The organism is Bradyrhizobium liaoningense, assembly GCF_018130955.1.
Classification (GTDB): domain Bacteria; phylum Pseudomonadota; class Alphaproteobacteria; order Rhizobiales; family Xanthobacteraceae; genus Bradyrhizobium; species Bradyrhizobium liaoningense_C.
On the sequence record NZ_JAFCJM010000009.1, the window covers coordinates 1 to 16,102 of the forward strand.

General features: G+C 64.5%; 12 protein-coding genes. 6 read left to right on the top strand and 6 right to left on the bottom strand.

Annotated elements, in window-relative coordinates; all coding sequences use genetic code 11:
* Positions 1-206: 206 nt before the first annotated feature.
* Positions 207-1,187: a tripartite tricarboxylate transporter substrate binding protein gene (locus JQ632_RS09780; RefSeq protein WP_212402098.1), complete on the bottom strand. Its 981-nt coding sequence runs from the start codon at positions 1,185-1,187 to the stop codon at positions 207-209.
* Between the two features lie 152 nt (positions 1,188-1,339).
* Between JQ632_RS09780 and JQ632_RS09785 the strand changes: the two genes are divergently transcribed.
* Both JQ632_RS09785 and JQ632_RS09790 read left to right on the top strand, forming a co-directional pair.
* Positions 1,340-3,160: an NAD(P)/FAD-dependent oxidoreductase gene (locus JQ632_RS09785; RefSeq protein ID WP_212402099.1), complete on the top strand. Its 1,821-nt coding sequence runs from the start codon at positions 1,340-1,342 to the stop codon at positions 3,158-3,160.
* Positions 3,161-3,206: 46 nt separating this feature from the next.
* The gene (locus JQ632_RS09790) at positions 3,207-5,135 is read left to right on the top strand and encodes an alkyl/aryl-sulfatase (RefSeq protein WP_212402100.1); all 1,929 of its coding nucleotides are present in this window, start codon (positions 3,207-3,209) and stop codon (positions 5,133-5,135) included.
* 145 nt (positions 5,136-5,280) lie between these two features.
* Here the strand turns inward: JQ632_RS09790 and JQ632_RS09795 are convergent, their stop codons facing one another.
* Positions 5,281-6,351 (bottom strand): glycosyltransferase family 4 protein, encoded by a 1,071-nt coding sequence (locus tag JQ632_RS09795; RefSeq protein ID WP_212402101.1) that lies wholly within the window; start codon positions 6,349-6,351, stop codon positions 5,281-5,283.
* A gap of 279 nt (positions 6,352-6,630) precedes the next feature.
* Between JQ632_RS09795 and JQ632_RS09800 the strand changes: the two genes are divergently transcribed.
* From JQ632_RS09800 to JQ632_RS09815, 4 genes are all read left to right on the top strand, one after another.
* Positions 6,631-8,394: an ABC transporter ATP-binding protein gene (locus tag JQ632_RS09800; protein ID WP_212402102.1), complete on the top strand. Its 1,764-nt coding sequence runs from the start codon at positions 6,631-6,633 to the stop codon at positions 8,392-8,394.
* Between the two features lie 87 nt (positions 8,395-8,481).
* Positions 8,482-10,680 (top strand): amylo-alpha-1,6-glucosidase, encoded by a 2,199-nt coding sequence (locus JQ632_RS09805; protein WP_212402103.1) that lies wholly within the window; start codon positions 8,482-8,484, stop codon positions 10,678-10,680.
* A gap of 79 nt (positions 10,681-10,759) precedes the next feature.
* Positions 10,760-11,269 (top strand): PRC-barrel domain-containing protein, encoded by a 510-nt coding sequence (locus tag JQ632_RS09810; protein WP_212402104.1) that lies wholly within the window; start codon positions 10,760-10,762, stop codon positions 11,267-11,269.
* A gap of 34 nt (positions 11,270-11,303) precedes the next feature.
* Entirely contained in the window at positions 11,304-12,581 is a 1,278-nt protein-coding gene (locus JQ632_RS09815; protein ID WP_212402105.1) for an MFS transporter, read from the top strand.
* Positions 12,582-12,711: 130 nt separating this feature from the next.
* On the opposite strand, the gene JQ632_RS09820 is transcribed toward JQ632_RS09815, so the two are convergent.
* The 4 genes from JQ632_RS09820 to fixL form a co-directional block, all read right to left on the bottom strand.
* The gene (locus JQ632_RS09820; RefSeq protein WP_212402106.1) at positions 12,712-13,404 is read right to left on the bottom strand and encodes a helix-turn-helix domain-containing protein; all 693 of its coding nucleotides are present in this window, start codon (positions 13,402-13,404) and stop codon (positions 12,712-12,714) included.
* Positions 13,405-13,508: 104 nt separating this feature from the next.
* Entirely contained in the window at positions 13,509-13,892 is a 384-nt protein-coding gene (locus tag JQ632_RS09825) for a response regulator (RefSeq protein ID WP_212402107.1), read from the bottom strand.
* A gap of 80 nt (positions 13,893-13,972) precedes the next feature.
* Positions 13,973-14,590: a response regulator FixJ gene (gene fixJ, locus JQ632_RS09830; RefSeq protein WP_212402108.1), complete on the bottom strand. Its 618-nt coding sequence runs from the start codon at positions 14,588-14,590 to the stop codon at positions 13,973-13,975.
* Between the two features lie 3 nt (positions 14,591-14,593).
* Complete coding sequence (gene fixL, locus JQ632_RS09835; RefSeq protein WP_212402109.1) at positions 14,594-16,102, bottom strand: sensor protein FixL; 1,509 nt, start codon at positions 16,100-16,102, stop codon at positions 14,594-14,596.

Here is a 16,102-nt window from a genome sequence, read left to right on the forward strand (position 1 = left end):
CAACAGACCTGAACGAAACAAGAATTGTGTTACCCATGTCGTCGGTTTGAACTGTTACCCATCTCGCCGGTTGCTCACTTCGCGGGACGCGAAGCCGGGTGAGGGGTCTGTCTCCACGAATGATTCTCTCGCGATGAATTCGCGGAGAGAACCCCTCATCCGGCGCTGCGCGCCACCTTCTCCCACAAAGGGAGAAGGGAACGGCCTTACTGGCCGATCATGCCACTCGCCTTCACGATCTCGGCAAGCTTGTCGTAGTCGCTCTTCATCAGCGTGGCGAGTTCGGCGAGCGCCGTCGGCTTGCCCGGAATGTCGGCGACCGCGAGCTTCTTCCGCACGGCCGGATTGTCCAGCGCCGTGTTGATGGCCTGGTGGATCCTGTCGACGACGGGCTGCGGCGTCGCTGACGGCACGTAGATGCCGTACCAGGGCACATAGGCCGCCGCGGCAAAGCCGGCTTCCGCAATCGTCGGAACGTCCGGAAGCTGCTGCACGCGCTTGTCGGTGAAGACGGCGAGCGGTGTCACCGTGCCGTTCTTGATGTGCGGGAGCGCCAGTGCCAGCGAGACGATTTCAAAATGCATCTGGCTGGTAATGAGGTCGATCAGCGCCGGCGGCTGGCCCTTGTAGCTGACATTGGCGAGCTTGATATTTGCCGCCTGGAAGAATTTCTGTGCCGTGAGATCAATCGAGGTTCCGACGCCGGGATTGCCAAAGTTGAGCTCGCCGGGTTTTGCCCTTGCCAGCGCCACGAGCTCGGCGATCGACTTCACCTTCAGCGAGGGCGGCACCACAGCCACGCTTTCGTTCCAGACCGCGAGCCCGACGCAGGTGAAGTCGCGCATCGGCTCCCACCCGGCATCCTTATAGAGAGTGGGATTGACCAGCACGGCAGGTCCGGTGACGAGCCAGGTGTAGCCGTCGGGCGTGCTGCGGGCGGCGGCCGCCATTGCGATGTTGCCGTTGGCGCCGGGGCGAGCCTCCACCACGATCGACTGCTTGAGATCGCGGCCGATCTGTTCGGTGACGGTGCGGGCGACGATGTCGACGATGCCGCCGGCCGGGTAGGGCACCACGATATGAATGGGACGGCTGGGATAGTCGCTCTGCGCGCGTGCAGCGGGTGCGACGACGAATTCCGCGACAAGGCATGCGACGATGCCGAGCGCGCCTCTTGTCCAGCCCATGCCCTCCTCCGGGGTCGGCGTATTTTTATGGCCCGATGGTACCGCGCGCTGCGCAGGACACAAGGGATCGGTTGGAACCGGGGTTAAGATGCGGTTAGATGCGGCCCACAACGACAACGAAGGCGCGACAGACGCCGTAGAAAGGCTGCCCGATGACGATGGCGGATCAATCCCGGGACCGGCAGGCTGCTTCGATCGACAAGGAGTGGCTGCGCAACAAGTACCGGGAGGAGCGCGACAAGCGCCTGCGGCCCGACGGCAACGACCAGTATATCGAGATCAAGGGGCAGCTCGCCCATTATCTGGACGACCCCTATACGCCCGTCGCGCCGCGCGCACCGAAGACCGATCACGTCACCTTCGCCTTCGTCGGCGGAGGCTTTGCGGGGCTTGCGACCGCGGCGAGGCTCAAGGAGGCGGGCATTGACGACGTCCGCGTTATCGAGAAGGGCGGCGATTTTGGCGGCACCTGGTACTGGAATCGCTATCCGGGCGCGCAATGCGACACGGCGTCCATGGTGTACATGCCGCTGCTCGAAGAGACCGGCCACATGCCGTCGGAGAAATATGCGCATGCGCCGGAAATCCTCGCCCACTGCCTGCGCATCGGCCGGCAGTTCGGCCTTTACGACAATGCGCTGCTCCACACCGAGGTCGCGAGCATCGATTGGGACGAGGCCGGCTCCCGTTGGCGCATCAAGACCAATCGCGGCGATGATTTCACCGCACAGTTCGTAGGCATGGGGACAGGGCCGCTGCATGTGCCCAAACTGCCGGGCATCCCCGGCCTCGAAACCTTCAAGGGGCACTCGTTCCACACCAGCCGCTGGGACTACGACTACACGGGCGGCGATCCCACAGGCGGCCCGATGCACAAGCTCGCGGACAAGCGCGTCGGCATCATCGGCACGGGGGCGACGTCAGTGCAGTGCGTGCCGCATCTCGCGCGGGCCTGCAAGGAGCTCTTCGTCTTTCAGCGCACGCCGTCATCGGTCGACGTTCGCGGCAACGCGCCGATCGATCCAGACTGGTTCTCCGGGATCGCGACGCCAGGCTGGCAGCAGCGCTGGCTGGAGAATTTTACGGCCAACCAGGCCGGCGGCACCGCCGAGATCGATCTCGTCCAGGACGGCTGGACCGATCTGGGCCGGCGTATTCGCGCCAAGATCATCGAGCTCCCTCGCGAGCAGAGGACGCCGCAAAACATGCTCACGGCCTTCGAGGATTCCGACTTCGAGAAGATGGAGGAGATCCGCGCCCGGGTCGACACCATCGTGAGCGATCGCGACACCGCGGCAAAGCTGAAGGCCTGGTATCGCCAGCTCTGCAAGCGGCCGTGCTTCCACGACAGCTACCTTCAGGCGTTCAACAGGCCTGGCGCGCATCTCGTCGACACCGACGGCAAGGGCGTCGAGCAGATCACGGCGAACGGCGTCGTCGTCGCGGGTCGGGAGTATCCGCTCGACTGCATCATCTATGCGTCCGGCTTCGAGGTCGGCACTGCCTATGAGCGTCGCGCCGGATTCGACCTGACGGGACGGGGCGGCCTGAAATTGTCGGACTATTGGGCCGAAGGCATGCGCTCTAAGCACGGTATCCACGTCCACGGCTTCCCGAACGCATTCTTCGTGCAGCCAGCGCAGGGCGCAAACCTCATCTCCAACGTGCCGCATAATCTGACCGATGCCGCCCGCACCATCGCGTTGACGGTCAGCTACGCGCGCAAGAATGGCTTTGGGGAAGTCGAGGTGACCAAGGAGGCCGAGGATCGCTGGATCGACCTGCTGCTCACCGGTGTCGGTCGCATGATCGGCTCGCCCGACTGCACGCCAGGCTATTACAACAACGAGGGACGCGAGCCCGGTCCGCAGGCCCGGCTCAATGTCGGCTATCCCGCCGGCCCCAACGCCTACTTCAAATATATCGATGAATGGCGCGAGAGCGGCCGGTTCGAGGGGCTGGCGTTTCGCTGAAGGCCCCAAAAGCAAGAGCATCGTTTGACGTGAGGGAGTGAAGAACATGACCGAGACCGCCGAAACGCCAAAGGACGCATCCCCCTCCGTCATCGCTCAAAACAAGGCGGTCCTGGATGCGCTGCCGTTCTCCGACACGCGCGATTTCGAGGATGCCGCGCGGGGCTTCCTCGGTACCATCGACAACGCGAAGATCGTCAATCCAGGCGGGCGCATGGTCTGGAGCCTCGAGCCATACGGATTCCTCGATGCCTCTGAGGCACCGCCGACCGTCAATCCGAGCCTGTGGCGTCAGTCGCGCCTCAACATGAATCACGGCCTGTTCGAGGTCGTTCCGGGCGTCTACCAGGTGCGCGGGCTCGACATCGCAAACATGACGCTGATCGAAGGCGACAGCAGTGTCATCGTCGTGGACACGCTGACCTCGATCGAGGGCGCGCGTGCGGCGATGGAGCTTTACTTCAAGCATCGGGGCCTGCGCCCGGTCGCCGCCGTCATATTCACGCATACCCATACGGACCACTGGGGCGGCGCGCGCGGCGTGCTGGAGGAAGACGTGCTCGCCACCGGTCGCGTGCCGATCATCGCGCCAAACCTGTTCATGGAGCATGCGGTCTCCGAGAACATCATCGCGGGGCCGGCGATGCTGCGCCGCGCGCAATATCAGTTCGGCCCGTTCCTCGCCAAGGGCGTGCGCGGGCAGGTCGATTGCGGGCTAGGCAAGTCAATGGCAGCGGGCTCGGTGGCGCTGCTGCGGCCGACAGACCTGATCATGGCCACCGGCGACAGGCGCGTGATCGACGGCGTCGAATTCGAATTCCAGATGGCGCCGAACTCGGAAGCGCCGGCGGAGATGCATTTCTTCATCCCGCGCTACAAGCTGTTGAACCTCGCCGAGAACTGCACCCACAATTTTCACAATCTGCTGCCGTTCCGCGGCGCCGACGTACGCGACGCACTGGCCTGGTCAAAGTATCTCAACGAGGCGCTGCGGCTCTGGGGCGGCAAGGCGGAGGCGATGTGCGGCCAGCATCACTGGCCGGTATGGGGCCGCGAGCGCATCGACAGCATGATCCGCGAGCAGCGCGATCTCTACAAGTTCGCGCACGACCAGACCATCCGCCTGATGAATCATGGCCTGACCGCGAGCGAGATCGCGGAGACGATCCGGCTTCCGAACAGCCTGGAGGGTGCCTGGCACGGCCGCGGCTATTACGGCCACATCAGGCACAATGTGAAGGCCATCTACCAAAAATATCTCGGCTGGTATGACGCCAACCCCGTCAATCTCGATCCGCTGCCGCCGGTCGAGTCCGGAAAGAAGTATGTCGAGTATATGGGCGGCGCCGAAGCGATCCTGACGCGCGCGGCGGCGGATTTTGCGGGCGGCGAATTCCGCTTTGTCGCGCAGGCGTTGAGCCACCTCGTCTTCGCCGAGCCCGAAAATAAGGCCGCGCGCGCGCTACTCGCCGACACATTTGAGCAGCTCGGCTATGCCGCCGAAAGCTCGACCTGGCGCAACGCCTATCTGTTCGGCGCACAGGAGCTGCGCCAGGGCATGCCGAAGACGCCGCCACGCCCGCCGATGCCGCGTGAGACGCTCGCAGCGCTGCGCACCGAGCAGCTCTGGGACGTGTTCGGCGTCCGCCTCAACGGCCCCAAGGCCGAAGGCAAGCGCATCGTGCTGAACTGGAGTTTTTTGGATACCGGCGAGACCTTTGTCCTCAATCTTGAGAATTCCGCGCTCACCTATACCGAGGGCATGCAGGCCGAGAACGCCGATGCCAGCTTCACGCTCGCGCGCTCAACGCTCGACGAGGTCATCGCCAAGCAGACGAGCTTTCCGGAGGCCGTCGCGGCGGGCAAAGTCAAGCTGTCAGGCAACCCGATGCGGCTCGCCGAGCTGATGGGCCTGATGGACGAATTCCCGCGGATGTTCGAGATCGTCGGGCCGAAGCGGACGGTGGTGACGTAGTCCTTATCCACACTCTCACTGTCATTGCCCGACGGGCGATCCAGTATCCCAGAGACGTCAATCGAATACGGAGGAGCCGCGGCGTACTGGATGCCCCGGTCGCGCCGGGGCATGACAGTGGAGAGCGTGGAAGCGGCGTGCCTTCCTACTCCGCGCTGCTCACCAGCTTGATCCGCGGCGCTGTTGCTTCCATCAGGCTGCGATAGGCGGCGAGATAGTCGAGCGCCATCCGCCGCGCCGTGAAACGCGTCTCGAATTGCTTGCGGATTGCGGTGCGGCTGAGTTGCGGCAGGCGCCCGACCGCCGCGGCTGCGCTGAGCACGTCCTCGACGACGAAGCCGGTCAGGCCCTCGTCGATGATCTCCGGCACCGAACCGCGGTTGAATGCGACGACCGGCGTGCCGCAGGCCATGGACTCGATCATGACGAGGCCGAACGGCTCCGGCCAGTCGATCGGCAACAGCAACCCGAGCGCGCCGCTCAAGAACTCCGGCTTCTCCCGGTCGCTGATCTCGCCGATATATTCGACCAGCGGATTGTTCTCGATCAGCGGCTTGATCAGTTCGTCATAGTAGTCCTGGTCGGCGCGATCGACCTTGGCCGCGATCTTCAGCGGAATCCCGCAATGGGTCGCGATCTCGATGGCGCGGTCGACGCCTTTCTCCGGGGCGATCCGGCCGAGCACGGCGAGATAGTCCTGCTTCCCCGGCTGCGGCATCAGCAGATTCTCCGGCAAGCCGTGGTGGATGGTGCGCAGCCAGTTGGCCTGCGGCACCGGCCGCCGCTGGGCGGTCGAGATCGAGATGACAGGGATTCTAGAAAAAGTGTTGAACACGGGCTGGTGTTCGGGGAGGTCGAGCCGGCCGTGCAGCGTGGTGAGGAACGGCGTCGGCTGCCGGTAGAACAGCGACCATGGATAATAGTCGAGATGGAAGTGGAGGAAGTCGAACTCCTCGTCGTCACATTTTTGCCGCACGCGCTCGAGCATCACCATGTGCAGCGCGTTCGGATCGCGCACCGCGCCGTCGAGGCGCAAGGCCTTGGGCCACAACGCGTCCAGCTTTCCCGACGTCTGCGAGTCCCCGCTCGCGAACAGCGTGACGTCGTGGCCGAGCGCCACCAGTTCCTCCGTCAACCAATGCACCACCCGCTCGGTGCCGCCATAAAGCTTGGGTGGAACAGCCTCCGTCAACGGAGCTACCTGCGCGATGCGCATCTCACGATCTCCTTAGTGTGCTTGAGCGTCTGAATACCCCCAGCGCATATCGGCACCGGCATGCCAGGTGAGGGAACGTTCCCGCACCTGCGAAGTTCCTCTCAACAAACGTTACTTATTCGACACATCGGGCTACGCGTCTTGATCATGCCATCACCTCTTCTCAGATCGTCCGCATCCTCATGTCGTGATGTGCCCGCGATGGAACCGAGGCGAAGCGGCCGATGTTCAATCGGCCAACAGCAACACTGACAATTCTCACGACGGGGTGGCAGCCACATGGATCAACTCTCAGGATACGCGAGGCGGCCGTTTGCCTTTGTTTTGCGCTATCTCCGCCGGCGACTCGCGTCACATCTGGTGATCCTCACCGCCGTAGTCGCCGCGGTTGCCTGTTCAGTGGGCACGCAATATGGCGTCAAACATCTCGTCGATAATTTGTCGGGCGGTCCTGCGTATGGCGGCGGTGTATGGCTGGCATTCATTTTCCTCATGTCGCTCATCGCCGCCGACAACTTCCTATGGCGGATCGCGAGTTGGACAGCGAGTTTCACCTTTGTCGGCGTGACCGGTGATCTCCGCCGCGACATCTTCCGCCATCTCACGGGACATGCGCCGAGCTATTTCTCTGATCGCATGCCGGGCATGCTGACGAGTCGCATCACCGCAACATCCAATGCCGTGTTCACGGTCGAGAACATGTTCGTCTGGAATGTGTTGCCGCCGTGCATTGCCACAATTGCGGCAATCCTGTTGATTGGAACCGTGAGTCCCCAGATGTCGGCAGGCCTGATCGTGATCGCCGGCGGGATGGTGATAGCGATGTTCCGTCTCGCGGCCGCTGGAAAGCCGCTGCACGACGATTTCGCCGACAAGGCCGCCGTCGTCGACGGCGAAATGATCGACGTCATCAGCAACATGCCGCTGGTGCGGGCCTTCTGCGGCATCAGCCATGAGCATGAGCGGTTCGATGCGACCGTGAACCGGGAACTCACCGCGCGCGGGCGTAGCCTGCGCTATCTGGAGAAGCTGCGGCTGACCCATGCCGGCGTCACCGTCCTGCTGACCATTGCGCTGCTCGCCTGGGCGATCACGCTATGGCAGCGCGGACAAGCCACGACCGGCGACGTCGTGCTGGTCTGCACGCTCGGGCTTTCCATCCTCAACGCCACGCGCGATCTGGCCGTCGCTCTGGTCGACGTCACCCAGCACGTCGCAAGGCTGACGGAGGCGGTGGCAACGCTGCTCGTGCCGCACGAACTGCGCGATCATCCCGAGGCCGAGCCGCTGGTCAAGAGCGGTGCCGCGATTGCCTTCAATAATGTCAACTTCGGCTATCCGGGCGGCGAGACGATCTTTGAGCGGTTCAGCCTGCGGCTTCAGCCGGGCCAGCGCGTCGGCCTGGTCGGGCAGTCCGGCGGCGGCAAGTCCACGCTGTTCACGCTGCTGCAACGGTTCTACGACGTCGACGACGGCACGATCACCATCGACGGCCAGGACATTGCCAAGGTCACGCAGCTCAGCCTACGAGAGGCGATCTCGGTCGTGCCGCAGGACATTTCGCTGTTCCATCGCTCGATCCGCGAAAACATCCGCTACGGTCGGCCCAATGCGACCGACGACGAGGTGTTGCGGGCTGCGATAGCGGCGCGCTGCGACTTCATCGAGACACTGCCTGAAGGGTTCGACACCATGGTAGGCGATCGCGGGGTCAAGCTGTCCGGCGGCCAGCGCCAGCGTATCGCGATTGCACGCGCCTTCCTGAAGGACGCGCCAATCCTGCTGCTCGACGAGGCGACCGCCGCGCTGGACAGCGAGTCGGAGGAGGCGATCCGCGAGTCGCTGTCACGCCTGATGCGCGGTCGCACCGTGATTGCGATCGCGCACCGGCTGGCAACGCTCCGCAACTTCGATCGCGTGCTGGTGTTGAAGGCCGGCAAGATCATCGAGGACGGATCGCCCGACCGCCTGATGCAGGGCCATGGTCCTTATCGCGAGCTGGTGACCCAGGAGATGAACCGGCTCGCCAAGTTCGCCGCGTAATTCAGTGAGTGGCGTTCAAGTCGATTGCGTTTGGACAACGGCGCGTGGTCCGAAAGGTCGTGCGCAATGAGCGCAGGGGATGAGCGCATGTCAGCCGAAGTCGTAACCCAGATCGCCGCGGCCCGAGCGGTGGAGATGATCGAGGAACAGCCGTTCTATATTCCCATGACGGGTCCCGCGGCGCGACCGCGGCGCTCGCTCAAGCACGACGACACCTTCATCGTGCTCGACAGCCACGGCGACATCGGTGCGTCCGCCGGCGGTCCTGATGGCCTGTTCCATTGCGACACCCGCTATCTGGCGCGGCTCGAGCTCGTGCTCGACGATCTCCAGCCGCTGCTGCTCGGCTCCAATTTGCGCGACGACAATTCGGCGCTGACGGTCGATCTGACCAATCCCGACATCTACCGCCAGGGCCGCATCGTCCTCCAGAAGGACATGCTGCACATCGTGCGCACGATCTTCCTGTGGCGCGGCACGGCCTATCAGCGTATCGGCGTGCAGAACCACGGCGATCGTCTCGCGAGCTTCGAGATGACGGTGCTGTTCGACAGCGATTTTGCCGATCTGTTCGAGGTCCGCGGCGAAAAACGCAAGCGTCGCGGCACCGGTTCGAGCCGGCTGAACGGACCGACGGACGTCGTGTTCGAGTATCGCGGCCTCGACGAGGCCGAGCGTGCGGCGGCGCTGCATTTCGATCCGCGTCCGAGCCGCCTGTCGGTCAACGCCGCGACCTGGCAGTTGGAGCTCGAGCCCCATCAGGCGAAATCGCTGTTCGTTGCGGTCTCCTGCAACCGGCCGACGCTGAAACCCGCGCGGTTCTTCGCAGGGCTATTGGCGCATCGCCGCGAGATGCGGCAGTCGACCAAGGGCGCCGCCAGCATCGAGACCTCCAACAACATCTTCAACGAGGTGCTGTGCCAGGCGATGGCCGACCTCAACATGTTGATGACGGATACGCCGCAGGGGCGTTACCCCTATGCCGGCATCCCCTGGTATTCGACCACGTTCGGCCGCGACGGGCTGATCACCGCGCTTCAGATGCTGTGGATCGACCCCCGGGTCGCAAGAGGCGTGCTGCGGCGGCTCGCGCATTTCCAGGCCAAGCGCGATGATGCGCTCGCCGACGCCAACCCTGGAAAGATCCTGCACGAGATGCGCGGCGGCGAGATGGCGGCGCTGCGCGAGGTGCCGTTCGCCCAGTATTACGGCAGCGTGGATTCGACCGCGCTGTTCGTGCTGCTGGCCGGCCGCTATTTCGAGCGTACCGGCGACGAGGCGACGCTGACCGAGCTGTGGCCGGCGATCGAAATGGCGCTGGCCTGGATCGACGGTCCCGGCGATCCCGATGGCGACGGTTTTGTCGAATATCAGCGCGCCTCGGAGCAGGGACTCGCCAACCAGGGCTGGAAGGACTCTTACGATGCGATCTTCCATGCCGATGGCACGCTGGCCGAGGGTTACATCGCGCTTGCGGAAGTGCAGGGCTATGTCTTCGCGGCCAAGCAATTGGCCGCCCGCTGCGCGTTCCGGCTGCGGAAGCCCGACCAGGCGGCGCAGCTTATGGCAGAAGCCACTACTCTTGCCGAACGTTTCGAGCAGGCGTTCTGGTGCGACGATCTCGGCTTCTATGCCCTCGCGCTCGACGGCGCCAAGCGGCCCTGCAAGGTGCGGACGTCGAATGCGGGACAATTGCTGTTCTCCGGCATGATCCGCGAGGACCGGGCGCGGAATGTCGCGGCCGACCTGATGCGGCCGCATTTCTTCTCCGGCTGGGGTATCCGCACCGTGGCGCTCGGCGAGGTCCGCTACAACCCGATGTCCTATCATGACGGCTCGATCTGGCCGCACGACAACGCACTGATCGCGCTGGGGCTCGCCCGCTACGGGCTGAAGCATTCCGTGGCCCATGTCTTCAAGGGCCTGTTCGATGCGGCGACCTATATGGACCTGCGGCGCTTGCCGGAATTGTTCTGCGGCTTCCGGCGCGAGAAGCGGCGCGGCCCGACGCTCTATCCGGTGGCCTGCGCGCCGCAGGCCTGGGCGAGCGCGACGCCGTTCACCTTGCTGGAGGCGGCTCTCGGCATCGAGTTCGACGTCGCCCGCAACGAGATTCGTCTGCGCAACCCGCATCTGCCGGCGTTCCTGAACGAGGTGGTGTTGCACGATCTAGGGCTCGGAGAGTCCAGCGTCGATCTCAGGGTCCGTCGCCATGGCGATGACGTGGCGCTGGAAGTGCTGCGCACGCGCGGTCAGATCCAGGTGTCGATCGTGCTGGCGCGCTAGAGCATGATCCGGAAAAGTGTGTAGCGGTTTTCCGGAAAGATCATGCTCAAACAAGGAGCCACAGCGGGAGGAAAGCCGTATGCGTACCATCGGGCGGTTGCTGCTGAGTGCGATGATGGTCGTGGGCTTCACGACGGTTGCCTTGCGTGCCACCGACGATCCGCCGACAGCGCAGACCGAGCCGAATGCGCCACCGCCGCCACCCCAGGTGCCGGCGGTGCCGAAGGAGGCGGCGCCGCCGCCTTCGGTCACCATCATCGGCGCCAGCGACGCCCATGGCGTGCTCGGCCGTGACGTGCGCAGCACGGCTGACGAGAACATGGGGCGTATCGTCGACGTCATCGTTGACCGCGACGGCAAGGTGCGGGCGGCGGTGATCGACTTCGGCGGCTTCCTCGGCGTCGGCAGCCGCAAGATCGTGGTCGACTGGGGCGCGCTGCGCTTCGGCAAGGTCGCCAACAAGAAGGACAGCATCTCGCTCGAATTGACCAAAGCGCAGGTCGCGGCCGCGCCCGAATACAAGGAGGACACCCCGCTCGTCGTGCTCGGTGCGTCCGGCACCCTGCAACCCCTTCAGATCATGCCGTGAGAAGAGGGGAGGCAGACCGCCGGTGCGCTTGTCCATGAAACCGATTCCTCCGGTTCACGATCACGGCGAAAGCCGCAGCACCGAGCCTTTGTCTTCGAAGCCGCGGGAACCGCCTACTCCGTCGCGCCAGAGCCTGCGCGGGCTCGATTGGTTCATTTTTTTCCTGGCCGACGTGCAGACCGGTTTCGGCCCCTTCATTGCGGTTTACCTGACGACACAGAAATGGACGCAGGTCGAGATCGGCCTCGTGCTGTCGATCGGCGGCATCGTCGGGCTGATCGGCCAGATGCCGGGCGGAGCCATCATCGACGCCGCGAAATCAGAGCGGCTGGTCGCAGGCCTTGCGGTCGCGACCATCGGCTGCGTGGCGCTCGCCTACGCGGCCATGCCGATTTTTCCGGTGGTCGTCGCGGCTGCGACCTTGCACGCGGCGGCAAGCTGCGTGCTGGGACCGGCGATCGCCGCGATCAGCCTCGGTCTGGTCGGGCCGTTCGCGATCGGCGAGCGGCTCGGCCGCAATGCCCGATTCGCCTCACTCGGCAACGGCGTCGCGGCGGCCGTGATGGGAACGGCCGGCTATCTCCTGTCGAGTCGCTCGGTGTTCCTGGTCACCTTCCTGCTCGCCATTCCGACACTGATCGCGCTGTCGCGGATCCGCGAAGAGGAGGTCGACGTCGCGCGCAGCCACGGCGCGATGCCGCGCGACATGTCCGACAAGGCGGATACCAATATCTGGCATCTCATACGGCAGCGGCCGCTGTTGATCTTCGCAGCCAGCGTGATGCTGCTGCAGCTCGCCAATGCGGCCATGCTGCCGCTGATGGCGAGCGTGGTGACGACGCGGTCGAGCCAATGGGCCACGGTGCTGATCGCCGGCTGCATCATCGTGCCGCAGGCCATCGTCGCGCTGATGTCGCCGACGGTCGGACGCAAGGCGCAGGAATGGGGCCGCCGGCCGCTGCTGCTGATCGGATTCGGCGCGCTCGCGATCCGCGGCCTGCTGTTCGCGACGGTCCGCGACCCCTATCTGCTGGTGCTGGTGCAGGTGTTCGACGGCATCACGGCTGCCGTGTTCGCGGTGATGATTCCGTTGATCGTGGCCGACGTGGCCTTCGGCAGCGGCCATTTCAACCTGGCGCAGGGCATCGTCGGCACCGCGACCGGCATCGGCGCGTCACTTTCGACCGTGCTCGGCGGCTATATCAGCGACAAGTTCGGCAGCAGCACCGCGTTCATCGGGCTCGCCGGTGTCGCCGCGACCGGTCTGTTGCTTGTCCTGCTGGTGATGCCGGAGACGCGGCGCAAGACATAGCGTTTTCAAGCGAAGTGGATGCCGGTTCGCGTCAAGAAAACGCGTCAAAAAATAGAGTAGTGATCAAGAAAAAAGGCCGGCCGAAACGGGTTCGGCCGGCCAGGCGAGGAAGATGGCAGGGAGGAAGAAATCAGGCGTCGAGATTGTGCAGGCGCTGGCGGTTGCGGAGCACGATCTGGCGGGCACCGGAGAAGCCGAGGATGCCCTGGGTGTGGAGTTGCGACAGCGCCCGCGACACGGTTTCGAGCGTCAGGCCGAGATAGTCGCCGATGTCGCGGCGGCACATCGGCAGCGCCATCATGCCGGCAACGGCCAGGCGGCGGTCCATCTCGAGCAGGAAAGTGGCGACGCGCTCCATGGCGGTCTTGCGGCCGAGCAGAAGCATGTGGTCCTCGGCATGACGCAGCTCGCTCGCGGTCATGGCCCACAGCTTGCGGGCGACCACAACGTCGGTGCCGGCGGCCTTCTCGAGGCTCGAACGCTTCACGAGGCGCACGGTGGTGTCGATGATGGCTTCGGCGGCGAGGCGATGCGCGGGGCCCGATTCGAGGCCGAACACGTCGCCGGGAAGGTGGAAGGCGCCGATCTGGCGGCGGCCGTCGGAGAGGAGCTTGTAGCTGCGCACTGCGCCGGAGACGACCTGGTAGACGTACTCGGCCGGCTCGTCCTCGCCGTAGATCTCCTCGTCCTTGCCGAAGGAGAACTCGGTGGCAACCAGACCGACATGGCCAGTGATCGCGCCAAACTGGTCGGAGACCGGGAAGATGGCGGCGGGAGCAACCTTGCTGCCGGTGATCTTGGTGTTGAGCGTCTGGGTGAGCATGTGTGCCATCTCCGTTTGTGATGGCACATGCGTATCGGGGATTGTGCGGGCTGAAAATTTCGAGCGATATCTTAAGGAGGTGTACCTACGTAGAATCCCGTAGGTCAGGACGGCCTGTCCTGGATGGCGTCGCGGATCTGCCTGATCAGGTTTTCGTCCAGAAGCGGCTTCAAAATGACGCCTTTCACCCCGGCCGCCGCGGCCCGGGTCGAGATGTTCTCGTCGGGATAGCCTGTGATCAGGATCACGGGCGCGCGGATGTCAGATTGACGCAGGCGCGCGACCAGGTCGATGCCGTTGATGTCGGGCATCTTGTAGTCGATCACATAGCAGTCCGCGTCGCGGACGCCGGCGGCGTTGAGCAGCGCCGTCCCGTTCTTGAACGTCCGCACGACAAAGCCGTCGGTTTCCAGCAGAAATCGCAGCGATCCCAGCACTGCCGCATCGTCGTCGACCACATAGACGATGGGCTTTGCAGAGGACGCCATCGGCAGCCGCTCATGTTGCACGCAAATCGCAGTCATCCAGATTTGTTAGCACATGACGAGGGGAAGCCTCTTGACCTGCCTCAATCGCCGAGCATGCCGGCCCGCATCGCCAGCCGGACCAGCTCCGACAGGCTGTTGGCCTGCATCTTGGTCATGACATTGGCCCGGTAAACCTCGATGGTGCGCGGGCTGATGTCGTATTCGCGGGCGATCAGCTTGTTGGACAGGCCGGCGATCAGCCCCTCCATCACCTGGCGCTCCCGGGGGCTCAAGGAGGCGACACGGCCGGCGATGTCCTGAGCGATCGCCTCGTTCTTGGCGGCCGGCTCGGCCTGGCGGATCGCCACATCGATCATCGCGATCAGGCGATCGTCCTCGAACGGCTTTTCGAGGAAGTCGACCGCGCCGAGCTTCATCGCCTCGACCGCGAGCGGCACGTCGCCGTGACCGGTCATGATCAGGATCGGAAACGGGCTGCCTTGCGCCTTGATGCGCTTCAGGAGCTCGATGCCGTCGATGCCGGGCATGCGCACGTCGGACACGACACAGCCGAAGACGAGGCCGGGTAGCGCATCGAGAAAGCTCTGCGCCGAGTCGAACAGCCGCGCGTCGTAGCCGGACGAGTCGAGCAGGAAGTGCAAGGAATCCCGCATGGCCTCGTCGTCATCGATAACGTAGACATTCCCTTTGGTCGTCATCGCTCAGGTCTCGTCGGCTGCCGGCAGGGTGAAGCGGAATGTCGCGCCGCCCGATGCGTTGCTCTCGGCCCACATGCGGCCGCCGTGAGCCTCGATGATCGAGCGGCTGATCGACAATCCCACGCCCATGCCGGTCTCCTTGGTTGTGAAAAAAGTCTGAAACAGATTGGGGATCACGTCGTCCTGGAAGCCCGCCCCGCTGTCGGAGACCACCACTTCGATCATGTCGTCCGGAATCCGGCTATTGATGACGACGAGCTCGCGATGTGTCGACTGCGCCATCGCCTCGAGCGCGTTGCGGAACAGATTGACCAGGACCTGCTGGATCTGCACGCGGTCGGCCAGCACAAGGTCGGCGTCCGGGTTGAGATTGAAACGGAGCTGGACATTCTGCTCGCGCGCGCCGGCGAGACCGAGGGCGCCGGCCTCCTCGATCATCTTGGACAGGCTCTCGACCCGCTTCTCGGACTCGCCGCGCGCCACGAAGTCGCGCAGCCGCCGGATGATCTGGCCGGCGCGCACCGCCTGCTCGGCGGCGCGGTCCATCGCGCTCTCGATCTTGCCGATATTCGGATCCGCGCTGCCGGCGAGCAGTCGCCGCGAGCCCTTCATGTAGTTGCTGATCGCTGCCAGCGGCTGGTTCAGCTCATGCGCCAGCGCGGACGCCATCTCGCCCATGGCGCTCAGCCGCGAGACGTGCACGAGCTCGGACTGCAATTCCTGGAGACGCGCCTGGGTCTGCTGGTGCTCGGTGAGATCGCGCACGAATCCGGTGAAATAGGGCTCGCCCCCGGACTGCATCTCGCCGATCGACAGATGCATCGGAAAGGTCGTGCCGTCGCGGCGTTTGCCGGTGACGATGCGGCCGATGCCGATGATGTGCGGGTCGCGCGTCGTCCGGTAGCGGGCGATGTAGCCGTCGTGACGCGACTTGTCGGGCTCCGGCATCAGGATGCTGACGTTCTGGCCGATCGCCTCGCGCTCGGGATAGCCGAACAGCCGCTCTGCGGCCGTGCTGAAGAGCTGGATGATGCCGTGGCCGTCGATGACGATCATGGCGTCCGGAATGGTTTGCAGGATCGAGCGCAAATGGTTTTCGCGCGTGCGCAGGGCTTGCTCGACCTGCTTCTCCTCGCCGACATCGAGGAATATCCCGCTGAGATGGCGCGCGGCGCCGGCGTCGTCGCGAATCAGGCCCGCGCGGGCCCGGATCCATTGCCCCGCGCCGGCCACGCGAAAGGAGATATCGAATCCGCCGCCGTGCTCGGCGGCACGCGCGATTGCCTGCTCGACGCGCTTGCGATCAGCCGGCTCGAGCCGGTCGAGGAAGAGCTCGTAGCTGATCGGCTGGTCGCGGGCCACGCCGAACAGGGCCTTGGCCGTGTCCGACCACTCCAGCTCGCGGGTCCTGAGATCGAGGTCCCAGGTGCCGACGCCAAATCCCTCGATTCGGACCCGAAAATGCTCGCCGCGGCCATCGTCAGCCGGATGGGTCACGCGCGTCGGGCTCAA